Raw genomic sequence first — 24,768 nt, forward strand, 5'->3', positions numbered from 1 at the left:
ACGGCTGAAAGTTATCTTGGCTTTGTTGACGTCACTTCAATCCGGCTCTGGGTCCGCCATTTGTCAACATGACCTAGGCGACATTGCATTGAAAAATCTTTTAGTGCTGGCAGGTGTGCCGATTGCCTTTCTGCTCGCTCTTTATGAAACAGTGACGCTCTTTTGGGAGGGCCAATTTAGGATCTTCTGCGCAGTCTTTCTGGTCGGCCTCCTTCTGATATGGGTCGGAGCGTGCAAGCTGCAACCGGTCCAAGGCGTTTGGGCGACCCTCTTACTGCCCCCAATTCTTCTGGTATTGGCATCATCTCTGCAGGCCCAGCTTACTGACAAAAAAGTCGCCGCGGCCATAGTCGAAATCGCACCAGACTGTGCTGTGCACACCCCGTTTGCTGCTTATTTTTGGAGCTCTAAACACAACAGATTCTCCTTCCACACATACATTCGTAAAGACAGCACCTATTTCAATTGGAGCTACCGGCAAGATCGTTTTGTACCGATCCCGAATTCACGTATTTCAAACGCTTCAAAATGCCATAAACGACTCTGAGCTGCCGACCCTGCCACAGCGCTGCCTCACTCTCCCGTCGGCAAGGCGCCATAGGGTCGACAAAAAAATTCCAAAAATCGCATAAAATCAATTCCCTACTCACCCCACGATAAGTGCAGATATTTTCACGTGACGGCGGCTTCCTCGCCCTGCCCGACAAGGTTTCAGAAACCTTTTGCTGCCAGTTTATGGGCTCAAATAGCGAGATGAGTTTTTACGGCCACTTGACGTGTGCGGCCGGAGTTTCAGGAATTTCAGATGCAGCAGATGCAGCGCCCGTATAATCCCCATGCGCCCCGCCCGCAGCCAACGCAGCCCGAAGCGCGTAAACTGACGGCGGAGGACAAGCAGAAGATCGGCGATTGGGTGGCCTCTAAATGCACCAGCCATGACTGCCCCGTCTGCGGTCAGAATTCATGGGCGATTGGCGATTATCTGATCCAGAACGGCTCTTATGTGGCGGGCAGCTCCAAACCCGGTCGCGCGTCCTATCCGGCGGCGATGCTGATGTGTTCGAACTGCGCCTATTTGCGCACCTTTATGGCCGCCCCCATCGGGCTGGTGGAGTAAGGCCACAGGCGTTCAGCCTCTCTTACCCATTTTGCGTTAAACCCATCCCCATCCTGCGGGACCCGTGATAGGGTCACCCCATGTAACGAGGAGTGGTTTTGCAATGAGATTTGGGAACATCAGTCGCGGTTTCTCTGTTATCACACGCATGCTGGCGGCGCTGTTGGTCTGCACCCTGCCCCTGTCGGCCTTTGGTGGTGAAAGCGGTGGCGGTTATGACGACGATGACAGCGGCGCAGGCGGCACGGTCAACCGGCGCACCACCAATGAACTGGTTCGCGCGCTGAGGGCCGGATCCGATCGCTGTGAACGGGAACAGAAGATCTATAAATGGGACTGCTACCGGTTGGTTTACCGCGATGTAGCCCGGATCTCCAAACGCAACAGCGATTATGATGAGGCGACCAAAGCGTTGAAACTGGTGGAAACCCGCATCGATGCCGTGGTGAGCAAGAACCTGGATCCTGAAACGCCCAAACGCCGCAAGCTGCTGCACACCTATCGCGCGGTAAAGCCAGAAGCCCTGCCCGAGATCAAACGCGAGACCGCAAAGGCGCTGGATGACGCGCAGAAAATCCTGCTGCGTTCGCCTGAGCGGAAGTCTCTGCATTACACACGGATCGCGGACGCGCTGGAATCAAACAAGGTTCTCTTGCGCTCAGCCCTCTTGTTGCTGCCTGACCCCATGGCCGCGCCGCTGGCCGCCGGGCTGCGCATCGCTGGTCTGGCGCTCGCCCTGCGAACGCCAGCCTAAGGCAACCGGGTCACCGCTTAATCAAACGTGGCGGTGACCTCATACATCACCGGTTCAAAACTGCGGCACATCGTGTTGAACGCGCGGGAGCGCTCTCGCATCTCGGGCGTGCGCAACATGGCCATAAAATCCTCACGGCGTTGCCATTGGGAATAATTGGCAATCCGGGTCTGCGCATCATTGACGTGCAGGCCAGCCGACACAAAACCCGGCTGTTTTGAGATGAACTCCTCCAGCGCGACCTGCAGCGCCTCCAGCAGGTCCTGGCAGGTGCCCGGCGTCACTTCAAATGTGGTGATCACGGTCTGGATATCGTTGGATGTCTTGATCGTTGGCATAAAATCCTCCCTCTCCTGACCAGCTTAGGACGTTTACGCCGGATGCCGAGGATTTTTTGATCGACGGATGCAAAATTGTCGCCTTGGCGGGCGTGGTCCCCCCATGCAAGATGCGCGGAAACGGAGGCACATTATGGTCAACCCCATCCGCGAAACCGATGACGCGGCACGCACGCAAGCGCAGAGCTTTCTGCAGACATGCCGCCACGCGGCGCTTGGGGTCTTGATCCGGGACGGCCAGCCCATGGTCACACGCATTGCCTTTGCCCCCGATCTGGACGGCCAACCGATCAGCCTCATTTCCGATCTGTCCGCCCACACCCAAGCGTTAAAGGCCCGCCCTGCCTGTTCCCTGCTGCTGGGCGAGCCGGAAGAGCGCGGCGACCCGCTGACTCATCCCCGCCTCAGCCTGATGGCGCAGGCAGAGTTTCTGCCCCGCGACAGCGCAGATCACGCCGCCCGCGCCGCCCATTATCTGCAGATCAACCCCAAAGCCAAACTCTACCTTGGGTTTTCTGATTTCACCTTTGTACGGTTTCGCATCACAGAGGCCGCCCTGAATGGCGGCTTTGGCAAGGCCTATCAGCTAACGCCACAAGACCTTGGCCTTTAGAAACGCGAGATCACGTATCCATGCGGAGCTGAACCATCACCGTGCCACGCAGGCTTTCGGACCAATGGAGTGTCACCCGATCACGCTGATTGCCCTGGCGAAGGTTCACAAAGGGAAAGACAAATCGATCCGCGCCACCTGCGGTCTCAATCGGCCCCAACGGCACGATACTGTCCACGCCCCGCGCCTCTCCCTCAAAGGGCAGCTGCCCCTCCGCATCCACAGTCCAGGTGCCCGAAGCCGAGCCCTGACTGTGGCGCAGCCGCAGCGGGTTGGCCACCTGAACATCCACATTGTGAAACGTATTGCCGTCAAAGAACACATCATTGGCACGGTTCATATCCAGATCGGAAAAGCTTGTATCGACCCGCTCGGCCCGTTCGATCCGCCCGCTGGAGGTTCGAAATTTATTCCCGGACACCGTGACACCATTCAGGAAATGGCCCGACCCATAAGGTTTGACCACGATCGGCGTGAACCAGGGCACCACATGGCTGGACAGGAACACATTGTCGCTGATTGACAGCGCGGAAAACGAAAACCCGCCGTCGAAATCCGGATCCTCATCCTGCTCATTGGTCCATTCGATAAAACAATTGTCTACGTAATTGTCCGAAATTGTGGTCGAGCAATAAGTCGACGTCAGCACAATGCCCGCGGTGCGCACCCCTTCGGTTGTGTCATCACCCTGAAAGAAGTGATTGCCGATGATCGTATTGTTCACCCCCGCCAGGACGCAGAAATGGCGGAACCGCGTGGCCCGGCAATTGCGCACCTTGGGGTCATTGGCGTTGACGTTAAACGCAATCGAGACGCGATCTGGCACCTCAAGCCCTTCTTCGGCAGAGAGGAACTGACAGTGATCCAACAACATTCCCTGGCAGCCCGTGTTAAAGGAGGTGATTCCACGGTCTTTGGGACGAGAGATAAAGCAGTTTTCCATGGAAAACGTGGCGCCGGTCTGCGCCAGCCGGATAGCGCTGCAGCGAGAGTTACACTGCAGTTCGATCTCAGCCATGTTGAATTTCGACAGCCGGTCAAAACCCGAAAAATCCAGCATGCATTTGAAATGACGGAAGGTGAAAGTCTGGGTGCCGGCCGCATCAAACAACCCTTGGTTCAGGGTCACCTCTCCTGCGCCCACATTCACCGCTGCCACATAGATCTCGCGCCCGACCCCATTGCCTTCGACCACCGATCCAACCTTGATATTGGCGGCATTGGACACATTGGTCAGCTTGCGTTTGTCATCGGGGTCATAGGTCGCCTGCGCGGTCACCGTTTCCGTGTCCCAGTTGCTGCTGTCCGCCGCCGTAAACTGCCCGTTGCGGATCATCCGACGGGTGGAATAAGAGCTGTGATTGGACACCGCCGCCTGCATATCAATTGGCGCGTTCACGGTGATCATACGCCCGCCCAGATCCAGTGAATCGTGATCCACATTGTTCAGCAACGCCTGAAACGCCTTTTTGAACCCTTCTTCCTCATCGCCAAAGGCTGCCGCATAGCTTGGGAAATCAAAGGTCTTGGTCAGCAACAGGATCCGGTTTTCTGGCATCCTCAGCCTGCCTTCAAACACCACCTCATGGTTCAACGACAGGGTATCGCCCAGGTAAAACTGCCCCTCAGGCACCAGAATACGCCGCCCATCGGCGGCTTGATCCGCGGCCTCAAATGCGGCGGTATTGTCGGTGGAATTGTCGCCCACCGCGCCAAAATCCACCACATCTACCAGGCTCAGCATGTCCCGCAGATAGATCCCGGTGACATCTTCCACCACCAGATCCTCAATGCGCACAACGGCCCCATTGGCTCCGGTCAGATCCAGCCCCACATGGCCATATTGCGCATCACGCCCCCAGGCCATATCCACGCCGCCGCGCTGGCCAGAGCCGATAATGGCGCTGACGTCAAAGACCTGCCCATATTGGGTCAGTGGTACAGAAGGCCCAACCTCAACCACCCCGTCCAGATGCGTGGTCCCGCCCGAACTGGCCCAGGCCGCAATCCGCACCGCAGGCAAGGCGCCGCTCAACACTTTGATGCGCGCCCGCACCTGCAGATAACAGCCGGGCGAAACCGGCGTCTGCCCCATATACCGCAGGCGCTGGGTGTTGTTTACTTTCTGCAGCTCCAGACAATCACCAAAATCCGCATCCGCCGCCACAAGCGTCGCATTGGCCGCCCCATCATAGGTATCAGACCCCGCGGTCCCATTGCCACTGGACCATTGATCCAGACCTTCGGCAAAGGCGGGGGGCATCAGGTTCAGGTTTTCGGTGATGGCCTTGTTCATGGGGGCTTCCTTTTCCAGCTGAGGATCGGATCACAAGTGGCCTCCGGTTCTACGGCCTGCGTCTTAAAAACCCCGATCCGATGCGCGCGCTGGGGGCGCAACACCGCTACCGATGCTTCGCTTGTGGAGCCGCCCATCGCCTGCGCCCCAAAGGACAGCGGCATAGGTCTTTGGGGCCAGAAAAATTGCGGAGGCTCCGCGCCCCTTGGGGCGTGGAAACCGTCATTTTACTTGCCGTAAAGGGCGGCGCTGTCATGCCGGGCAGCTGGGGATGGGCGGGGGCACAAGCTTCGCTTTGGAGAGTCCCTGAACCCCCTTTTCTTTCTTCCAAAAACAAAAAGGGCACCCATTGGATGCCCTTTTAAATCTGGTCTCAAACTTGGATCAGCCCAGCTCGCCCGCCAGACCCCTCTCGATCAGTTTAATGGTATCCTCAACACCATAAAGCGCGATAAACCCGCCAAAACGCGGACCTTGGCTTGCCCCCAGCAGCACCTCATAGATCGCCGTGAACCAGTTGCGCAGCGGTTCAAAGCCGTGGATTTTCCCGATGGCAAAGACCACGGACTGCAGGAATTCTTCAGAAGCAAAATCAGCCTCCGGCAGCGGATCCTCATTGCCGACGATCTCGTTTTTCTTGGCAATCGCCGTCAGCGCCGCCTCGGGAGTGCGCAGCGCATCGGCCAGATCCTGCAACGCAGCACGCTCTTGGTCGGTGGGCGCGCGGAAGGTCTTGGTCGGGCGGACCTTGTCGTTGAAATAGGCCACCGCAAAGCCTGCCGCCTTGTCCATGCCGGGGTGGGTTTCAGCTGTTGCATCGGGGGCGTATTTGTTGATGAAGCCCCACATGGTTTCCTTGTCCTCAGCGCTGGACGCCGACGCCAGATTGAGCAGCATGGAGAATGGCACCACCATATCCGATTCCGGCACGTCGCCGCCATGGATGTGCCACACAGGGTTGTTCAGCTTGCCCTTGGCATCCTGCGTCGCATAGGCGCGCAGCTGCTGGTGATACTCGTCAACCGCCTTGGGGATCACATCAAAATGCATCCGCTTGGCGGTTTTGGGCTTTTGATACATGAAATAGGACAGGCTCTCGGTCGAGGCATAGGTCAGCCATTCGTCGATGCTGACGCCGTTGCCCGAAGACTTCGAAATCTTCTGCCCGTTCTCATCCAGGAACAACTCATAGGAGAAATGCTCTGGCTGACGGCCGCCCAGCGCACGGCAGATCGCGTCATAGATCTTCTCGTTCGTGGCGTGTTCCTTGCCGTACATCTCAAAATCGACACCCAGCGCGGCCCAACGCGCGCCAAAATCCGGCTTCCACTGCAATTTCACATTGCCACCGGTCACCGGCAGGGTCCATTCCTTGCCGTCCTCATCGTCAAAGGTAACGGTATAGGTCTCGGCGCAGACTTTTTTCATCGGCACGTACAGAACACGGCCGGTTTCCGGGTGGATCGGCAGGAAGATCGAATAGGTCGCCGCACGCTCTTCGCGCAGGGACTTCAGCATGATCTTCATGATCGCATCATAATTGTCGACGGCCTTTTTCAGGATCTCGTCGAACTGGCCGGATTGATAAAACTCCTTGGCCGAATAAAATTCATACTCAAAGCCAAAGGTGTCCAAAAAGCGGCGCAGCATGGCGTTGTTGTGCGCACCAAAGCTGTCATGGGTGCCAAAGGGATCCGGCACCGAGGTCAGCGGGCGCTGCAGATGTTCTTCCAGCGCTTCGGGGTTCGGCACGTTCGATGGCACTTTGCGCAAGCCATCCAGATCGTCCGAGAAGCAGATCAGCTTGGTCGGAATGTCCGAGATTTCCTCGAACGCGCGTTTGATCATTGTAGTGCGCGCCACCTCACCAAAGGTGCCGATATGCGGCAGACCCGAGGGGCCATAGCCGGTTTCAAACAGCACATAACCCTTCTCTGGCGCGCCCTTGGCGTAACGTTTGACGATGCGGCGTGCTTCTTCAAACGGCCAGGCTTTGCTCTTCAGAGCTTCTTCGCGCAGTTCAGACATGGGTGTTCTCCAAAGGGTGTCTGTGTGTTTCAGGGATAACAGGTGCGGTCCAATCATAGTCCACAGGCGCACCGACGCACTCCTCTATTGTGCGTGGGGGGAGCGAGTCAACATGGCCCCGCGCTTTCACAGGGAATTCAGATAGGTTTCGTAAAGAAAACAAGGCGGTTTTCGTCCATTCCTCGGGCATCACACCTTGTCGGCGACCGGTGGGCCGCTTATCCTTGAACACTGTGCGTTATGGAAAAGGACCGTGCCCATGTCTGAACAAGACCCGCATCTGTTGACCCCGCAGGATTGCCTGGTTGCGCTCATGGTTGCGGTTTCCGCATCGGATGAGAACATCCGCACCGCAGAGCTGGTGAAAATCCAGAATGCGGTCAATATGTTGCCTGTTTTTGCCAGCTATGACGCGGATCGCACCAATGCGGTCAGCCAGACGGTTTATGACCTGTTTGAACAGGAAGACGGGCTGGATGCGCTGTTTGGATTGATCCGCGACAACCTGCCAGAGCGGCTGTTTGAAACGGCCTATGCGCTGGCCTGCGATGTGGCGGCGGCCGATGGCAGCCTTGCAGAGCCAGAGCTGCGCCTGCTGGAAGAGATCCGGTATGAGCTGAATATCGACCGGCTGCATGCGGCGGCGATTGAACGGGGCGCGCGGGCGCGTCACATCACCTAACGACGCCCAAACCAAGAGAGCCCGCAGTGTGAAAGACGTCCACAGCACCATGATTTTGGATGTGCTCGAGGCCGAGATCGTCTCGGGCCAGATCGAGCCGGGTGCGCGTCTGAACGAGGCTGCGCTGGCGGAACGCTTCGGCGTCTCGCGCACGCCGATCCGCGAGGTATTGCAGAACGTTGTTTCGCGGTCTCTGGCAGAGCGGGTGCCGTTCAAGGGTGTGGTTGTGCGTGCCTTTGACGAGGCGCGGATCCGGTCGATGTTTGAAGCCATGGCCGAGATCGAGGCGACCTGTGGCGGCCTTGCCGCACTTAGAATGGGGCCCGAGGCGTTGGATGCCCTGGAAACCGCGCATCTCAGGATGTCCGAGATGGCGTCATATAAGGCTGCGCGGGAATATGAGGCGATGAACATCGAGTTCCACAACCAGATCTTTCTCGGGTCGGGCAATGATGATCTGGCGCAGATGGCGATGGATATGCGGTTGAAGCTGGCGCCCTTTCGCAAGTCACAGCTGATGAAGCTGGACCGGATGCTGCAGTCCAATCGCGAGCATGGGATGATCGTGGCGCTTTTGCGGGCGCGCAACAAGGGTGGTGTCGAAACCGCCTTGCGGCAACATCTGGCGGGCGCTGCGGAAACTGTGGTGCAGACCCGCCAGTAAATCGACGTCTTTTGCTTAGCCCAGCAACATACGGATCGCGGTGATCCCCAGAAACAGCGCAAAGCCGCGTTTGACCCATTGCGGCTCGACCTTATGAGCCAGACGCGCGCCTATGGGGGCCAGCGCCGTGGTAAACGGGATGATCAGCACAACAGCGGGCAGGCTGACATAGCCCAGCGACAAAGGCGGACGTCCCGGCACCGTCGCGCCCGAGATCATAAACCCAATGGCCGCAGGCACTGCAATGATCAGGCCAAAGGCCGCCGCAGTGCCAACCGCACGTTTGATTGGAACCGAAAAGGCCGAAAGGGTTGGAACCCCAAGCGTGCCGCCGCCAATCCCCATCAAGGAGGAGACAAAGCCAATCGTGCCGGACATGCCGTAATTGGCCACCCGCGATTGGGGCAGCGTATCCGCCAGAACCAGACTGCGCGGCATCAGGAAGTTCGCCGCAACCAGCAGCCCCACGATGCCAAACACCGCCTGCAGGCCCGCCGGGTCGATAAACCGCGCCACCAAACCGCCTGCCAGCGCCCCCAGCGCGATGGGCGCGCCCCAGGCCCGCAAAAGCGCTGTATCGACACCGCCGCGTTTATAGTGGGAGCGGGCCGAGGAGATCGCGGTGAAGACAATCGTCGTCAGCGAGGTTGCCACCGCCATATGCATCGACAACGCCTCGGGAAAGTTGATCAGGTTAAACATCCAGAACATGGCGGGCACCAGCACAATGCCGCCGCCCACCCCCAGAAACCCGGCCAAAAGCCCTGCAAAAACCGAGGCACCGGCCAGTCCCAGCACCAGCGGGACAAAGGTCATCAGATCATGCCCCATCTTACCACCCGATCGCCTGGGGCAGCCAGGTCGCGATGCTGGGCACGCAGAACAGCAGAACCAGCGCCACCGCCTGAATACCGATAAAGGGCAGCACTCCGCGATAGATCATCGAGGTCGACACACCCGGCGGGGCCGCCCCTTTGAGGAAGAACAGGGCCCAGCCAAACGGCGGCGTCAGGAAGGACGTCTGCAGGTTCAGCGCAATCAACGTAGCCAGCCAGATCATATCGGTGCCCTGCGCCTGGAAGAAAGGCAACAACAGCGGTAGCGCGATATAGCTGATCTCGATCCACTCCAGGAAAAAGCCGAGGATAAACAGCAGCAGCATCAGGAAAATCAGCGCGCCGGTTTCGCCACCGGGCAGGACCGCCAGCATATCCTTGACCAGATCTTCGCCATGCAGACCCCGGAAGGCGATAGAGAACACCTGCGAGGCCACAAGAATGAAAAAGATCATCGCAGAGATGCGCAGCGTGCTTTGCGAGGCTTCCCAGATCATCGGCAGCGTCAGGCGGCCATAGATCGCGGCAATCAGGATGGAAAACACCGCGCCCACACTGGCGGCCTCGGTCGGGGCCGCGAAACCTCCAATGATCGACCCCAGCACACCACCCACCAGGATCAGCGGCGGTGCCAGCGCCTTTATCGCCTGCAGCGCCAAGGGCCAGCCGGTGATTTCGCCGCGTTCCTGTTCGGGCAGGGCCGGCACCATATCCGGACGGATTTTGCCCAGGATCACGATAAAGACGATGTAAAACCCAGCCAGCATCAGACCCGGCATCATCGCCGCCGCAAACAGCGTGCCCACGCTTTCACCCATAATGTCCGCCAGCAGGATCAACACCAGCGACGGTGGAATGATCTGTCCCAGCGTGCCGGATGCACAGATTGCCCCAGCGGCGATCCCGCCGTCATAGCCGCGTCGAAGAAGGACCGGCATTGTCAAAAGCGTGAGCGTCACCACGGTTGCTCCGACAATGCCGGTGGATGCGCCCATCAACACCCCAACCACGATGAGCGCAATGGCCATGCCGCCGTTCAGACGGCCAGAAAACCGCCCGACGACCTCTAACATATCTTCGGCGGCGCGGGATTTTTCCAGCATCACCCCCATAAAGATAAACAGCGGGATGGCCATAAATTCGTATTTTGTAACAACGCCATAGATCCGCGCAGGCGCCAGGTTAAAGAGGAAATCTCCAAATCCCATCCAGCCAAAGATAAAGCCAGCAACAGCAATGCCGATGCCCACCTGCATGCCCAGAAGCAAAAAGCCCATAAAGCCGAGGATCAAACCAATTGCGAGAATGCTTTCCATCGCCTTATGCCTCCCCGTTCAAAAAGGCATCGCCGTGGCGGATGGCATTGGCCAGACATTGCAGCGCCAAAAAACCAAAACCCACGGGAATAAACCCTTTGACCAGCCAGCGCCCCGGCAGACCTCCGGGATCGGGGGACCCTTCGAGGATGGAAAAGGAATTGGCGACATAGCCGCTGGCGTATTTGATAAACAGCAGCGACACGCAGACGCCCAGGATCATGGTCACACAGTCGATGGCGTGCTGGACCCTGCGGGGAAAACGGTCATACAGCATATCCACCCGCACATGGCCGCCATCCATCATCAAAACGGTGATGCCCAACAGGGCAATGGGCACCAGAAAATGCCATTCCAGCTCTTGCATCCAGATCGGGCTGGCACCGAACACATATCGGCCGGCCACATTAAAAAACACCAGGGAGATCATTCCCAGCAACAGGGCCGAGGCGATCCGGCCAATCAGCCGGGTCAGCCAGTCGATGCCATCCGCGAGGCGAAGCGCGTAACTCATGAGGGTCTCGTGTCTTGTCTTGAACGTGAAAAAGGGCCAGGGAGTCGAACACCCCCTGACCTTGGACCTTGTGCGCGGGGCTGGATCAGCCGTTGCGCAGCTGCTCGTGCCAGACTTCTTCGGAGGCGGCGGCCCAGAAATCATGCTCTGCTTTGAAGGCAAAGTAGTTGTCCATGACCTTCTTGAACAAAGGATCGCTGGCGCCCAGCTCCTCATAGACGGCTTTCATCTCGACACGCAGCGCCTCGACCACCTCTGTGGGCAGGGTGCGGATTTCGGTGCCATTGGCTGCAAACTCTTTCAGGGCAGCAGCGTTGTTCGCCTCACCCCAGCTGTGAGAGATCAGGTTACAGGCCACAGCGGCATTGGTGACAACCGCCTGCAGATCCGGTGCCAGACCGTCCCATTTGGCCTTGTTGATCGCCAATTCGGTAACGGTGGTCGGCTCGTGCCAGCCGGTGGTATAGTAATACTTGGCCGCCTTGTTCAGGCCCAGGATCTTGTCCTGTGCGGGGCCAACCCATTCTGCCGCGTCAATCACACCGCGCTCCAGCGCCGGGAAGATCTCACCACCTGGCAGGACTTTTACGTCCACACCGATGCGAGAGTAGCCTTTGCCCGCAAGGCCCGGAATACGCATGCGCAGGCCTTCCATATCGCTCAGCTGGTTGATTTCCTTGTTGAACCAACCGGTCATCTGAACGCCCGTTGTGCCGATCGGCATGCCCACCAGACCCAGCGGTTCGTAAACTTCGTTCCACAGCTTGATGCCGTCGCCAATATAGAACCAGGCGTTTTTCCCTTGGGTCGACATGCCAAACGGCGCCGCGCCAAAGAACTGTGCGGCCGGGACCTTGCCCGCGCCAAAGTATGAAATCCAGCTGTTCATCTCGACGATACCCTGACGGGCTGCGTCAAAGCCTTCAAAGGCCGGAACCAGCTCACCTGCATGGTAAACTTGGATTTCCATCTTGCCATCGGACATGGCTTTGACCCGATCTGCAAAATCGGTCAGCGAGCCGGGACCATTGGAATAGAACGGCTGGCCTGCCGGAAAGGCAGAGGTGAGCTTCCATTTTACCGGCGCACCGGCGGCAACGGCCGGCGCGGCCAATGAGGCGGCACCAACGGCACCAGCGGAGGTCAGAAAGGAGCGACGATCCATGAGTATTCTCCCAGTTGTATACGATATAGCGCGTTTTCTCGTTTTTCTTCGCCACATCCATGGGTCAATCATCAATTTGTACACAATAATAAAACTCACAAAGGGGCAAGAATTCATTTTTCCCGCTTCAAATGCCTATTTATTAACCCATTTGTCCGGACAAGGCCTAGTTTTCGAACGCACTACGGACAGAATTGTGTACAAAATGTCTCACGCGCCCTAGGGGATAAAGATATGAAACTGAATCACCACAACCGCTACAGCTACTCTGACATCACAACCCGTCCGCAATTTGACTGGCCCAATGGCACGCGGCTGGCGGTTTATCTTGGTATGAATCTAGAATGTTTCTCTTTTTCCGAAGGTCTGGGCGCTGAGCTTGCACCGGGAGGGCCGCAGCCAGACGTGCTGAACTACGCCTGGCGCGATTATGGAAACCGGGTTGGCGCGCCCCGCATGTTGGAGCTGTTTGACCGGTTAAACCTGCCAACAACCGCGTTGATCAACAGTGAATTGTACACAATGGCCTCAGGGTTGGCGCAGGCCTTTGCCGCACGCGGGGATGAAATTGCAGGTCATGGACGCAGCAACGCCGAGCGACAGGGCACCCTGGATGAGGCGCAGGAACGCGCCCTGATCACCGAGGCAACCGAGGTTCTGACAAAGCAGCATGGGCGCGCGCCCAAAGGGTGGCTGGGCCCTTGGATCTCACAATCTCTGGTGACGCCCGATCTGTTGCAGGAGGCCGGGTATGAATACTTGCTGGACTGGTGCCATGACGACCAGCCGACCTGGATGGAGACCCGCCAAGGGCGGATCCTCTCGGTGCCCTATCCGCAGGAACTGAACGACATTCCGCAAATTGTCGGACGCAAACGCGAAGGCGCAGAGTTTGGCGATATGATCATCGACGCCTTTGACGTGATGCTTGAGGAAAGCCAGAGCCGCCCTCTGGTGATGGGGATCGCGCTACATGGCTATCTGATGGGGCACCCACACCGGCTGAAACATCTGGAACGCGCGCTGCGCCATATGCTGGACACCGGTGGCGATGCGGTCTGGTGGACCACCGCCGGTGCCATCAACGACCATTTCCGCGGGCTCGGCCTTTAACGGGCGTAGCCTGCACCATCAGATCGGGGATCTGTTGCCGCCTCAACCAGACCATCGTTGTGGCGCACCACGGCACCGGCCTGCCCCATAACTCCGTGATGGGGCGGCATGACTTCCAACTCGTGCCCCGCTGCCCGCAGCGCCTCGATCAGCTCTGGGCCAAAGTCCGCTTCGACCTTCAATGTGGTTGAATCCTCGCCCCAGGATTTCCCCAACAGCCAGCGCGGCGCGGTGATGGCCTGCTGCAGGGGCGTGTCAAAGGCCGCATAGCGGGTAAAGATCGCCGCCTGTGTCTGTGGCTGCCCCTCGCCGCCCTGGGTGCCATAGGCCATGACGCGCCCGTCCGACAGCTCTGCCAGCGCGGGGTTCAGCGTGTGGAACGGGACCTTGCCCGGTGCCAATTGATTTACCCCCGGCGTCAGGGTGAAATCCGCGCCCCGGTTCTGGAACAGAACACCGGTTGTCGGGCATGTCAGACCGGATCCGAACTCCCAGAAAATCGACTGGATAAAGCTGACCACCGTGCCATCGGCATCCGCTGCACCCATCCAGATGGTATCGCCGTGCTGCGCCACTTCGGGCCAGTCCATTGCGTGTTTGGGGTCAATCTCAGCCGCCAGCGCATCCAGCCGTTCGGGCTGCAACAGCTCTTGCGCTGCGATCCGCATATGCGCGGGGTCGCCCAATTCCGCATTGCGCACCCGATAGGCACGTTTGATGGATTCCACGGCACCATGGATGTGGTCAAACCCTTCGCCCGTGGTGATGCCAAGGCGTTCAAAAATTCCAAGGATCGCCAAAGACGCCATCCCTTGGGTCGGGGCCTGAGTGTTATAAAGCGTGCCCCATTTGGTTTTGAGGCTCAGAGGCTCTGCAACCTTGGGCGCATAGGCGGCCAGATCCCCGGCGCGCAGAGGGCTGCCGACTTGCTCCAGAAAGGCCGCCATCGCCTGGGCGATGTCGCCTGTATAAAAGCTGTCAACACCGTCGCGGCCAATGGTTTCCAGCGTTGCGGCCAAAGCGGTCTGGCGCAGCACAGCCCCCGGTGTCGGGGCCTGCCCCTGATCCAGGAACACCTCTGCAAAGCCCGGAACATCCTGCAATTGGTCCAGCTTCGCAGCCGCAAGCCCGGCCTGATGACGGCTGGTGGCCACCCCGTCGCGCGCTGCCGCCACAGCCGGGGCCAACAGATCCACCAACGGGATATGCCCGCCCGGCAGCTGGTCCAGCGCCGCCTGCCAGCTGCCAACCGCCCCTGGCACCGTCAACGCCGCCTTGGGTCCACGGCTGGGGATCGCGTCAACGTTTGTATACCATTCGGGCGTCGCCAGCCCCGCCGCCCCACCGCAGCCCATAATCGACACCGGCGCTTGTCCGGGACGTTTGATCAGCCAGAACGCATCACCGCCGATCCCGTTCATATGGGGGTAAACCGCAGAAATCATAGCGGCCGCTGCCACCATCGCTTCAATCGCAGAGCCGCCGGCCTCCATCACGTCAGCGCCAGCTTTGGTTGCGATACGGTGGGGCGCAGTCATCGCGTAGCGCCGGCCCAATGCGGTCTCGATCATGTCAGCTCTCGATCTTTGTATACAATTCTACGGCATCTGTCCCCGTCTTAGGCACAAAGTCAAGTGCCCCCGCCCTCCAAAAGGGCAAGGCATTGCAACCGTTTTCCAACTTGAATGTGCAATCGCTGTCAGCGGCCGTACACCGCGTCCCAGCGTTCGATCAGCTGTTGCTGCAACTGTTTGGCGCGTTTGTTCCAGCTGCGCGCGCCTTGGGGGCGTTCGCGATTGGCGCGGGAAATCCCGGCACGCGCATCTTCATCTGCCGTAAAGATCGCAAAGGCCAGCTCGCGCCCATCCTGCGCGGTGACAAAGCCACCAAGGCCCGAAACAAAATTCAACGTGCCGGTTTTGGCCGCAACTTTGATCGGGTGCCCTTTGACAATCCGCCCCTGGCTATCGCGCAGCGCAAAGGGTTTGAGCAAGGGTTTCAACTGCCCATCCCGATGCGCCACAACCAATGCGCCCACCAGATCATTTGGCGTCATCCGAGATTTGGAGCCAAGCCCCGAATGATCCACCAATTTGGTCTGTGTCATGCCAAATCTGTCGGCGGCCCAACGGTTCATCTCGGAGGCGGACTGCGCCAAGGTTTTGGCCGCGACACCACGGGCGCGGCTGGCCGACAGCCCGATCATCTCGGCCATCAGATTGTTTGAATATTTCAGCATGCCCTTCAACATCACGGCCAGCTCGGGGCTTTGATGTACGGCAACCACCTGTCCACGGGGCGCAAGCTTGGCCCGTTTCGGCGCACCAAGGATCACGCCATGGGACCGCGCAAGGGTGCGAAACACATCCCCCGCATAGGCCGCAGGCCTGCGCACCGGCAACCAGCGCGCCCCCCCTTTGCCAAGGGCTGCGCTGGCGACGGTCCACTGATCCACGCCGCCCTTGTCCGCATAGGTATAGATCGGCGTTTTGCGCTGCGCGATCTTCATCCGCGCCATGGTGACGCCGGGTTTGTATTTGGCGGTGCGCGCATCCATAGCGACATTCCAGCCGCCGCTGCCACGCTTCCATTCGAAATGCACCCGGTTGAAATTCAACGCAATTCCGGAAATCGCAGGGCTATATCCCACGTGATCAGGCTGGCCGGGATCAATTGTGTCCACTTCGGCCAAAGCGCCGGACCAGACCCGAAAATCACCGCGCACCTCGCGGATGCCCGCGGTTTTGAGGCTGCGGGCCAGCTGGGCCAGATCATCGGTCGACAACATGCTGTCACCGCCGCCTGACAAGACCAGATCCCCCTGTAGAACCCCACCAGATACGGGGCCTGTGGCCACCAGCTCTGTGGAAAACCGATGCCCCGCGCCCAAGGTGTCCAGCGCATAAAGCGCCGTCAAGGCTTTGGCCACGCTGGCCGGTGGCAAAGCGGTGGTCCCGCCCGCCTCCTCCAGCCGTTTGCCGGTCTTAACATCTGCCACGGCACAAACGGCACGCCCCGGCAGGCCCGCGCGCTGCAAAAGCCCCAAAAGCCCGCCATTTGCATCGGCCCCCAAGGGACCGCCTGCGCGCGCCAATGGACGCAGCGACACAAGCGGCGCATTGGCCTGTGCCACATTGGCGGATACAGCAGCCCACAGCCCAGCAGCTAGGCTGTTTCGAAGGAAGGAACGACGGTTGGTCATCGCGCTCATTATGTTGTCAAACCCTTGCCAAACGACAAACGATCAGACCGGATTTGACAAGTCACTCTTTTGTATTTTCCTGGATTTGCGCGGCTTGGCCCCGCTCTGTTGCCCAGCCGCCGCGCGCCCGGATTTCAGAAGACGACAGATCCACCATCGGGACATTCACAAAACACCAGGCCGATCCCCCCCGACGGGCCAAAGCCTGGCTTTGCCGTCCTGTTAGACGTTTGTGCCGGAACATCCGTGCCGCAGGCGACAGCCGGGCGGAAATCTGGTCTCCCGGCCGGGCCAGAACACCGACGGACACAGTGTCCAGGATCTCACGCCAGTCGCGCCAGAGGTGAAAATGTTTGAGATTATCCGCCCCCATCAACCAGACAAAATGCACACCCGGATGGGCATGGCGCAGCAGGCGCAGGGTCTCGGCCGTATAGCGCGTGTTCAGATGCGCTTCGATGTCGCTGACATGGATCCGTGGATGGCTCTGCATCTCGCGCGACACCGCGATGCGGCGCGCCAGCGGCGCGGGCGCATGGGCTTTGAGCGGATTGCCCGGCGAGACCAGCCAAAACAGATGGTCCAGCCCAAACCGGCGCAGCGCCGCATGGCTGATCGCCACATGACCCCGGTGCGGCGGGTCAAAAGACCCACCGAGCAGGCCCACGGTCTGGCCAGGTCGGATATGAGGCAATCGATGCAGCACGCAAGCACTGATGCACAGAAAATTGCGCAAGTTCAATCGGAAGAGGCATATTTTCTGCGCAACCTTCAGTATGTTGACTCGTGCAAACTATTTGCCTATGTCAACCAAATGACTTTAGACCCGATATCCCGCATTCGCCGTTTCAACCGCGCGGTCACAACCGAAGTGGGCGCGTTGAACCAATCCTTTCTGGGGCGCGGACGCCCCCTGGGCCATGCCCGTGTGCTGCATGCCATTGACCACTTTGGCAGCGATCTTGGCACCATCCGCCGCCATCTGGATCTGGACAAAACCGTTCTGAGCCGGACGCTTAAGGCGCTGGAGCACGAGGGGTTGGTGCAGTTTGAAGACAATCCCAACGACGCCCGCAAACGCCGCGCGCTGTTGACAGAGACCGGCCAGGCAGAGGCCGCCGCCTATAATGCGCTGTCAGATGCGCAGGCACAGAAAGTGCTGGACCGCCACCCGCGCCCCGATGCCCTGTTGGCGGCGATGGATCTGGTGGCCTCGGCCTTGGCGGCAGAGCGGATGGAGATTGTGACCACAGATCCCCGTGCGCCGGATGCAATTGCCTGCCTTGAAGCTTATTATGCGGAGCTGGCCCAACGGTTGGAGCGCGGCTTTGATGTGTCTCTGTCTGCGGATCCAGAGGCTGCGGATATGCTGCCCCCCCGCGGCGCGTTTTTTGTCGCCCTGTCGGATGGGCTTGCGCAGGGCTGTGTGGGGTTGAAAGGCACCGACAAAGGTTATGCCGAGATCAAGCGCCTGTGGGTTGCGCCATCCGCGCGCGGATTGGGTCTGGCGCAACGGTTGATGGACTCTTGCGCGGCAGCGGCGCGGGACCTTGGCATTGACCTGTTGCGTCTGGACACCAATTCAGCCCTGCCCGAGGCAGCCGCACTTTATCGCAAATTGGGTTGGGCAGAGATCGATCGGTTTAACGACGATCCCTACCCGGATCTGTTCTTTGAAAAGCGGCTTTAACGTCAAGGGCCGCTGGCGTCGGTTTTTGGCGCGACCCTTGGGTCTAAGTACTTTTGAAAAGATGAAAGCAAGGGCTTACACCCGGTCTATCCGCGCCGCAAAACAGCCGCGTTGGGCAAAATGGGCGTGGATATAGGCGATGTCGGGGTTTTCAAACAGCCGCAGGATCAGTGGTTCGATGGCATCGCCGGTGGCCAGATCGGCGTCGACGATGTTTCCTGCGTCGTTTATACCCCGCAGTGCCAGGGTGCGGCGCTTCATCACTGCGGGCACCTCATCCGTCTGGCTGTAGGGGGTTGTTGCGCCTTCTTTGACATAGATCGCGTGGCGCGACCGATAGGGGCTGTCGACCGGCAGGTGTTCGTAGTTCAGCAAAAGTGCGGTTTCACCCGGTTCCAGATCCACCATGGTGATGCGATCCGGGCAGGCGTTTGGCGCGCTCACGTGGTGGCGCTGGATATGTCTTTCGGCAAGCTCCGCGTCCGAGAGGCCAAAGAGCGGCGCAAACTGCGCGGGGTCCAGGCCGGTGATGTGATAGGTCATAAGCGTCTCTCCAATTTAATGAGGTCTGCTTGTGGGTTTATTGGGGGTGAATGATCTGAGCAGCCCGGATCTTGCGGAAAGGTTGAGCGCAACTTTCTCGGGTATCTTACCGAGAACTATCTCGAGGTGTTTCAATTATAGAACTCGCTGTCCCTCGGTTTAGACCCGGCCCCCAGTGGCCCACCCGGTGTACCACATAAGGCCCGGGCCTGACCTTGGGGAGGTGCGAATGCGCCTTCCCGGGGGGAAGGTCAGGCGCGGGCCGTGCGGCTGACGCCTCACGTCCCAAAGACCAATTTGCGTTGGATCCAAAGACGAGTATGCGAAACGTAAGTATACAGGCTGCGTCCACTGTCCTCTTACTGCATCCCGCATTGCCCCCGCCCCTGCCATCCGCTATCACATCCGGCAAACTCATTCCCCTCTTTGACGGAGCTTTGCCATGGCGGCCTATCAATATGTCTACCACATGCAGGGGGTCTCTAAGACCTACCCCGGTGGCAAGAAATGCTTTGAAAACATCCACCTGTCCTTCCTGCCCGGTGTGAAAATCGGTGTGGTCGGCGTCAACGGTGCCGGTAAATCGACGCTGATGAAGATCATGGCCGGTCTCGATAAGGATTTCACCGGCGAGGCCTGGGCGGCGGAAGGGGCCAAGGTTGGCTATCTGCCGCAGGAGCCGCAGCTCGATGAAAGCCTCACAGTGCGTGAAAACGTCATGCTGGGTGTGGCCGAGAAAAAAGCCAAAGTGGATCGGTTCAACCAGATCGCGGTTGAGATGGCCGAGAACTACACCGACGAGCTGATGGAGGAGATGACCAAGCTGCAGGATGAGATCGACGCGGACAATCTGTGGGATCTGGACAGCCAGATTGACGTCTCGATGGAGGCGTTGCGCTGCCCGCCGGATGATGCTCCGATCAAGGATCTGTCAGGTGGTGAAAAACGCCGAGTGGCCTTGTGCAAGCTGCTTCTGGAAGCGCCGGACATGCTGCTGCTCGACGAACCGACCAACCACCTGGACGCCGAGACCATTGCCTGGCTGCAACAACACCTGATTGATTACAAGGGCACCATCCTCTGTGTGACCCACGACCGCTATTTCCTGGACGACATTACCAGCTGGATTCTGGAACTGGATCGTGGGCGCGGCATTCCTTACGAAGGGAACTACTCCAGCTGGCTGGAGCAGAAGGCCAAACGTCTGGAGCAGGAAGCGCGCGAAGACAAATCCAAGCAAAAGACGCTGGAACGCGAATTGGAATGGATGCGTCAGGGTCAAAAGGCCCGTCAGGCGAAATCCAAAGCGCGTATTGCTGCCTATAATGAGATGGCCTCGCAGTCCGAACGTGAGAAGGTCGGCCGCGCCCAGATCGTCATTCCAAACGGTCCGCGCCTGGGGTCCAAAGTGATCGAAGTGTCCGGTCTGAAAAAGGGCTTTGGCGACACGGTGCTGGTTGAGGGGCTGGAGTTCTCTCTGCCGCCGGGTGGCATCGTCGGTGTGATCGGCCCCAACGGCGCCGGTAAGTCGACCCTGTTCAAGATGCTGACCGGTCAGGAGCAACCTGACGAGGGCACCGTGGAATATGGTGACACCGTCAAACTGTCCTATGTGGATCAGTCCCGTGATGATCTGAACGACAATGAAACCGTCTGGGAAGCGATTTCCGGCGGGGCCGAGATTATTGAACTGGGCGACGCACAGGTGAACTCGCGCGCCTATTGTTCCTCATTCAATTTCAAAGGCGGCGACCAGCAAAAACCGCTCAACCTTCTGTCAGGGGGTGAACGCAACCGCGTCCATATGGCGCGTTTGTTGAAAGAAGGCGGCAACGTTCTGCTGCTTGACGAACCGACCAACGATTTGGACGTGGAGACCCTGCGGGCCTTGGAAGACGCGCTGGTGGATTTCGCGGGCTGCGCCGTGGTCATCTCGCACGACCGTTTCTTCCTCGACCGGATCTGTACCCACATCCTGGCGTTTGAAGGCGATGCGCATGTGGAGTGGTTCGAGGGCAACTTTGAGGATTACGAGGAAGACAAAAAGCGCCGCCTCGGCCCCGATGCGCTGGAGCCCAAGCGCCTGAAGCACAAGAAGTTCGCGCGTTAAAAGGTGGATGCCGATCATTTGATCGGCATCCTACCAAAGGGGTTGCGTGCCGCAACTTAGTTGCTAATATGTTCTCATTCACATAGAGCTTTTTGATAGTGTCCGTCGGTCTAAAACTGAGCCGCTCTCAACAAGGAGCCGCAAGTTACGACCCACCGTCGTCTGTCGAGACTCTCCATTTGACTAGCGCTTAGCGGCGCTGTGTGATCCCCTAGCGGGGTGAGCTAAGGCGGCCTCGAAAACGGGACGTTTTCGAGACAACCGCCGTGGGGTCGGACCAAGTGGCCATAGGTTTCGACCGAACTGCTATAAAGGGCAGTATAATCCACTGAGCGAACTTTAACGCTCATCCGGATGAGCATCGCTAGAGGCTTTAGCTAATGCGGTTTTCATTTAGATTGGAAGGGCGAGTGACTTATGGTGACGTAATCGGAACCGTTTCACTCTTGCTGACTATCATCGGATTATTCCTTTGAAGTTGGGCGGCCTTAGGCCGCCCTTCCCGTCATCTATTGCGTGAAAACCGCCAATATTCTTGGGGGCACTGTGCCTTTACGGCAGAAAAAACAAGTACTGGAGGAGCAACTTTGTGATATCCTCTAATGTCTCCGAGGAGTGATCAGCTACAAAAGCGCGCGGCAGCGGTCCTGTTACTCGGAGCACCACTAAGCGAACACATAAAGAACACTTCGCCGGGGCTGCTGCCCCTTCGCCGCTACTGCACATCCTATGTGCCCTGTGGACAAGTTTTACGAAGAACTACCTAAGGGGCGCATTTTCCACATTTCTCCCCACCAGAATCTCTTGCCGCACGGGGTTTGGACTGCCATATCTATAGGTGCTACTGCTTCTTTATCGACCTGCTGTTGTCCCCACTTGGGCGGCGTTCAGTCTTTCGATCAAGACTTGAATGCCGGGCTGTCGCATCTACGTGGACAGCAACAAACTTGGAGAGACCCGATGCCCTCAGGCACCGTGAAATGGTTCAACACCACCAAAGGCTATGGCTTCATCGCACCCGATGATGGCGGCAAAGACATCTTTGTACATATCTCTGCCGTTGAACGCGCCGGTTTGACCGGCCTGGCCGACAACCAGAAAGTTACCTTTGAACTGCGTGCCGGCCGTGACGGCCGCGAAAGCGCGGATCAGATCGAACTGGCATAAGCCCTTTTTCGATTAGGTTACCGAAACAGCCCGCCTTTGGTGGGCTGTTTTGCTTTGTCGCACCCCATGTCTCTCAGGGTTTCTGGGCATTGCATACTTATTCGGGCATTGGTAAGAAAAATTTACCAGTCGCCGAGGAGAGCATAGAATGCCGGTCATTACCAATATCCAGGATCTCAAGCGGATTTATGAACGTCGGGTGCCGCGGATGTTCTTTGATTATGCCGAAAGCGGCAGCTGGACCGAGCAGACCTTTCGCGACAACTCCTCCGATTTCGACCTGATCCGCCTGCGTCAGCGGGTGGCGGTGGATATGGCGGGGCGGTCAACCGCCAGCCAGATGATCGGCCAGGATGTGGCGATGCCTGTGGCGCTGGCTCCGGTCGGGCTGACCGGCATGCAGCACGCGGATGGGGAAATCAAAGCGGCCCGTGCCGCCGCCGCATTTGGCGTGCCCTTTACCCTGTCGACCATGTCCATCAATTCAATCGAGGATGTTGCAGCCGCGACGGACACGCCGTTCTGGTTCCAGCTTTATACGATGAAAGACATGGATTACACCGCGCGGCTGATCCAACGGGCCAAGGACGCGGGCTGTTCGGCGCTGGTGATCACGCTGGATCTGCAGATCCTGGGCCAGCGGCACAAAGATCTGAAAAACGGCCTGTCCGCCCCGCCAAAACTGACCCCCAAGACCATTGCCAACCTGATGACCAAATGGCGTTGGGGCATCGAAATGCTTAGCGCCACACGGCGAGAGTTTGGCAATATCGTGGGCCATGTGGATGGGATCTCGGACAATTCCTCGCTCAGCGCTTGGACCGCGGAACAGTTCGACCCCTCCTTGGATTGGGGCAAGATCGAGAAACTGATGGAGATGTGGGGCGGCAAGGTGATCCTGAAGGGGATCCTGGACGCCGATGACGCCAAAATGGCCGCCAAACTGGGGGCCGATGCGATTGTGGTTTCCAACCATGGCGGTCGTCAGCTGGACGGGGCGATGTCTTCGATTCAGATGCTGCCCGCGATCATGGATGCCGTGGGCGACCAGGTCGAAGTGCATCTGGACAGCGGCATCCGCTCGGGCCAGGACGTGTTGAAGGCGCTGGCACTGGGGGCCAAGGGCACGATGATTGGCCGCGCCTTTGTTTATGGTTTGGGCGCGATGGGCCAGGCGGGCGTGACCCGCGCGCTGGAGGTGATCCACAAAGAGCTGGACACCACAATGGCGCTGTGTGGTGAGAAGAACGTGGCCAATTTGGGCCGTCACAACCTGTTGGTCCCCCAAGACTTTGGCGGCCGCTGGCAGGCGTAACAGCGCCGCTTTTACACCGGGTCCGGGGCTGGGGCGTCGCTTGCGTCTCCCTGCCCGCCGGACCGCGCCAGATGGCGCAACATGGGCACCAGAACCAGCGTGATTGACGCCAGCGACGCGGCAATCACGGTAAAGGCAATGCGCAGGCCAAAGACCTCGGACAAAACGCCCAGCATCGGTGGGCCAAAGAAGAAGCCGGCATAGGCCACCATCACCACGCGGGAAATCGCCTGCGCGCGCAGATGGGGTGGCACAACCTTGCCCACCCAGGCCAGCGCCATCGGACCAGTGACCGAAACGCCCAGCCCAAACAGCGCAAACCCCAGATAAGCCAGCCAAAGGACCGGCGCCCAGACCCCAATCAGCACGCCCAAGGCCGAAAGCGCCCCAGCCATGCGCAACACGCGCCCTTCGGGCCAGCCCTGCAGCACAACCTGCCCCGACAGACGTCCGATGCCCATTGTCAGCCCCAAGATGGCGGGGCCCAAGGCGCTTTCATGGGCACGCACGTCGAACATCCGCTCCAGATGGAGGGCCGACCAATTGTCCACGGCCTGCTCCGACATAAAGGCAAACAACGTCACCAACCCCGCCATCAGCAACAGCATGTGTGGCAATCGTGGTTTGGTGACGGTTTCCTCAGGTGCCTGGTGCGCCGGATGGTGGCGCATCCCAAGACACAAGGCCAAGGTCATCAAAGCGGCGATGAGAAAACATTGCGCCGCGCCAAGCCCCTGCCCACGTGCGACACCTGCCAGGATCGCCGCCAGCCCATAGGCAAAGGAATAGATCGCGTGGTTCAGGTTCATCAGGGACCGCCCTGTCTCCGCTTCGATCTGGCTGACACGGGTGTTCATGATCACGTCCAGAACGCCAGTGAACCCCATGGCAAACAGCATCGCAATGGCAAACGGCCACCAGCCGGTCACGAGCCCCGGCACAACAAAGCAGACCGCCATCAGCCCCGCGCTGACGGACATGGCCCAGCGCCCAAGCTGGCGGTCCACCCAAGGGCCCAGGATCATCGACAGCGCCGCGCCAAAGGCCGCCAGAAACAGCGCCCCGCCAAAGGCCGCATCGCCCAGATCCACCTGCGCCTTGATCGCCGGGACATAGGCCCCAAAGATGCCCCAGAACAGCCCCATCGCCAAAAAGGCGCGCGCCGGTGCGCCGCTGGCGCGAATGTCAGTCACAAGTCTCATGACGCAAGCGGTAACAGTCGCGCTCCCCCTTGGGCCAGCAAAAAACGCAGGCTCCAAAACCTGTGGCGGGTGTGGGGGAGGTCACACCCGCCTGGACCGCGCG

At 59.0% G+C, this 24,768-nt stretch carries 23 protein-coding genes; 11 read left to right on the top strand and 12 right to left on the bottom strand.

Going from position 1 to position 24,768, the window contains the following annotated elements; all coding sequences use genetic code 11:
• The 3 genes from GFB49_RS10905 to GFB49_RS10915 form a co-directional block, all read left to right on the top strand.
• On the top strand, positions 1-547 hold a 547-nt coding region (locus GFB49_RS10905; protein WP_214644952.1), incomplete at its 5' end, for a hypothetical protein.
• Positions 548-805: 258 nt separating this feature from the next.
• A complete protein-coding gene (locus tag GFB49_RS10910) occupies positions 806-1,117 on the top strand; it encodes a hypothetical protein (RefSeq protein ID WP_153215912.1) in 312 nt (103 codons plus the stop codon).
• Positions 1,118-1,220: 103 nt separating this feature from the next.
• Complete coding sequence (locus tag GFB49_RS10915; RefSeq protein ID WP_153215913.1) at positions 1,221-1,871, top strand: hypothetical protein; 651 nt, start codon at positions 1,221-1,223, stop codon at positions 1,869-1,871.
• Positions 1,872-1,888: 17 nt separating this feature from the next.
• On the opposite strand, the gene GFB49_RS10920 is transcribed toward GFB49_RS10915, so the two are convergent.
• A complete protein-coding gene (locus GFB49_RS10920) occupies positions 1,889-2,209 on the bottom strand; it encodes an antibiotic biosynthesis monooxygenase family protein (protein ID WP_153215914.1) in 321 nt (106 codons plus the stop codon).
• A gap of 133 nt (positions 2,210-2,342) precedes the next feature.
• On the opposite strand from GFB49_RS10920, the gene GFB49_RS10925 reads away from it, so the two are divergent.
• Positions 2,343-2,822: a HugZ family pyridoxamine 5'-phosphate oxidase gene (locus tag GFB49_RS10925; RefSeq protein WP_153215915.1), complete on the top strand. Its 480-nt coding sequence runs from the start codon at positions 2,343-2,345 to the stop codon at positions 2,820-2,822.
• A 10-nt stretch (positions 2,823-2,832) separates the two neighbouring features.
• Here the strand turns inward: GFB49_RS10925 and GFB49_RS10930 are convergent, their stop codons facing one another.
• Positions 2,833-5,118, bottom strand: coding sequence for a glycosyl hydrolase family 28-related protein (locus tag GFB49_RS10930; protein ID WP_153215916.1), 2,286 nt, complete (start codon positions 5,116-5,118; stop codon positions 2,833-2,835).
• A gap of 384 nt (positions 5,119-5,502) precedes the next feature.
• The gene (locus GFB49_RS10935) at positions 5,503-7,146 is read right to left on the bottom strand and encodes a lysine--tRNA ligase (RefSeq protein WP_153215917.1); all 1,644 of its coding nucleotides are present in this window, start codon (positions 7,144-7,146) and stop codon (positions 5,503-5,505) included.
• A gap of 259 nt (positions 7,147-7,405) precedes the next feature.
• On the opposite strand from GFB49_RS10935, the gene GFB49_RS10940 reads away from it, so the two are divergent.
• A complete protein-coding gene (locus GFB49_RS10940; protein ID WP_153215918.1) occupies positions 7,406-7,828 on the top strand; it encodes a tellurite resistance TerB family protein in 423 nt (140 codons plus the stop codon).
• A gap of 28 nt (positions 7,829-7,856) precedes the next feature.
• Positions 7,857-8,492 (top strand): GntR family transcriptional regulator, encoded by a 636-nt coding sequence (locus tag GFB49_RS10945; protein WP_214644953.1) that lies wholly within the window; start codon positions 7,857-7,859, stop codon positions 8,490-8,492.
• 15 nt (positions 8,493-8,507) lie between these two features.
• Here the strand turns inward: GFB49_RS10945 and GFB49_RS10950 are convergent, their stop codons facing one another.
• From GFB49_RS10950 to GFB49_RS10965, 4 genes are all read right to left on the bottom strand, one after another.
• On the bottom strand, positions 8,508-9,323 hold the full coding sequence (locus GFB49_RS10950) for a sulfite exporter TauE/SafE family protein (protein ID WP_153215920.1): 816 nt from the start codon (positions 9,321-9,323) through the stop codon (positions 8,508-8,510).
• A 1-nt stretch (position 9,324) separates the two neighbouring features.
• The gene (locus GFB49_RS10955; RefSeq protein ID WP_153215921.1) at positions 9,325-10,644 is read right to left on the bottom strand and encodes a TRAP transporter large permease; all 1,320 of its coding nucleotides are present in this window, start codon (positions 10,642-10,644) and stop codon (positions 9,325-9,327) included.
• Positions 10,645-10,648: 4 nt separating this feature from the next.
• A complete protein-coding gene (locus tag GFB49_RS10960) occupies positions 10,649-11,158 on the bottom strand; it encodes a TRAP transporter small permease subunit (protein ID WP_194269318.1) in 510 nt (169 codons plus the stop codon).
• Positions 11,159-11,243: 85 nt separating this feature from the next.
• The gene (locus GFB49_RS10965) at positions 11,244-12,323 is read right to left on the bottom strand and encodes a TRAP transporter substrate-binding protein (RefSeq protein ID WP_153215923.1); all 1,080 of its coding nucleotides are present in this window, start codon (positions 12,321-12,323) and stop codon (positions 11,244-11,246) included.
• A 234-nt stretch (positions 12,324-12,557) separates the two neighbouring features.
• On the opposite strand from GFB49_RS10965, the gene GFB49_RS10970 reads away from it, so the two are divergent.
• Positions 12,558-13,436, top strand: a complete 879-nt coding sequence (locus GFB49_RS10970) for a polysaccharide deacetylase family protein (protein ID WP_153215924.1) — start codon at positions 12,558-12,560, stop codon at positions 13,434-13,436.
• On the opposite strand, the gene GFB49_RS10975 is transcribed toward GFB49_RS10970, so the two are convergent.
• The 3 genes from GFB49_RS10975 to GFB49_RS10985 form a co-directional block, all read right to left on the bottom strand.
• Positions 13,433-15,007 carry a gamma-glutamyltransferase family protein gene (locus GFB49_RS10975; protein ID WP_153215925.1) on the bottom strand — a complete coding sequence of 525 codons (1,575 nt, stop codon included), beginning with the start codon at positions 15,005-15,007 and terminating at the stop codon, positions 13,433-13,435. The genes GFB49_RS10970 and GFB49_RS10975 overlap by 4 nt on opposite strands.
• A 128-nt stretch (positions 15,008-15,135) precedes the next feature.
• On the bottom strand, positions 15,136-16,638 hold the full coding sequence (dacB, locus tag GFB49_RS10980; RefSeq protein WP_153216103.1) for a D-alanyl-D-alanine carboxypeptidase/D-alanyl-D-alanine endopeptidase: 1,503 nt from the start codon (positions 16,636-16,638) through the stop codon (positions 15,136-15,138).
• Positions 16,639-16,699: 61 nt separating this feature from the next.
• Positions 16,700-17,344: a nicotinate-nucleotide adenylyltransferase gene (locus GFB49_RS10985; protein WP_343032546.1), complete on the bottom strand. Its 645-nt coding sequence runs from the start codon at positions 17,342-17,344 to the stop codon at positions 16,700-16,702.
• Between the two features lie 108 nt (positions 17,345-17,452).
• Here GFB49_RS10985 and GFB49_RS10990 point away from each other — a divergent pair, with 108 nt between their 5' ends.
• Positions 17,453-18,328 (top strand): bifunctional helix-turn-helix transcriptional regulator/GNAT family N-acetyltransferase, encoded by an 876-nt coding sequence (locus GFB49_RS10990; RefSeq protein WP_153215926.1) that lies wholly within the window; start codon positions 17,453-17,455, stop codon positions 18,326-18,328.
• A gap of 75 nt (positions 18,329-18,403) precedes the next feature.
• On the opposite strand, the gene GFB49_RS10995 is transcribed toward GFB49_RS10990, so the two are convergent.
• Positions 18,404-18,871: a DUF1203 domain-containing protein gene (locus GFB49_RS10995; RefSeq protein WP_153215927.1), complete on the bottom strand. Its 468-nt coding sequence runs from the start codon at positions 18,869-18,871 to the stop codon at positions 18,404-18,406.
• A 442-nt stretch (positions 18,872-19,313) separates the two neighbouring features.
• Here GFB49_RS10995 and ettA point away from each other — a divergent pair, with 442 nt between their 5' ends.
• The 3 genes from ettA to GFB49_RS11010 all read left to right on the top strand — a co-directional run bounded on the left by ettA (position 19,314) and on the right by GFB49_RS11010 (position 23,463).
• Positions 19,314-20,981, top strand: a complete 1,668-nt coding sequence (gene ettA / locus GFB49_RS11000; protein WP_153215928.1) for an energy-dependent translational throttle protein EttA — start codon at positions 19,314-19,316, stop codon at positions 20,979-20,981.
• A gap of 960 nt (positions 20,982-21,941) precedes the next feature.
• A complete protein-coding gene (locus tag GFB49_RS11005; protein ID WP_153215929.1) occupies positions 21,942-22,148 on the top strand; it encodes a cold-shock protein in 207 nt (68 codons plus the stop codon).
• Positions 22,149-22,296: 148 nt separating this feature from the next.
• The gene (locus GFB49_RS11010) at positions 22,297-23,463 is read left to right on the top strand and encodes an alpha-hydroxy acid oxidase (RefSeq protein ID WP_153215930.1); all 1,167 of its coding nucleotides are present in this window, start codon (positions 22,297-22,299) and stop codon (positions 23,461-23,463) included.
• Positions 23,464-23,474: 11 nt separating this feature from the next.
• On the opposite strand, the gene GFB49_RS11015 is transcribed toward GFB49_RS11010, so the two are convergent.
• Positions 23,475-24,665 carry an MFS transporter gene (locus tag GFB49_RS11015; protein ID WP_246149682.1) on the bottom strand — a complete coding sequence of 397 codons (1,191 nt, stop codon included), beginning with the start codon at positions 24,663-24,665 and terminating at the stop codon, positions 23,475-23,477.
• Positions 24,666-24,768 lie beyond the last annotated feature (103 nt).

The organism is Tritonibacter litoralis (genome assembly GCF_009496005.1).
Lineage (GTDB): Bacteria > Pseudomonadota > Alphaproteobacteria > Rhodobacterales > Rhodobacteraceae > Epibacterium > Epibacterium litoralis.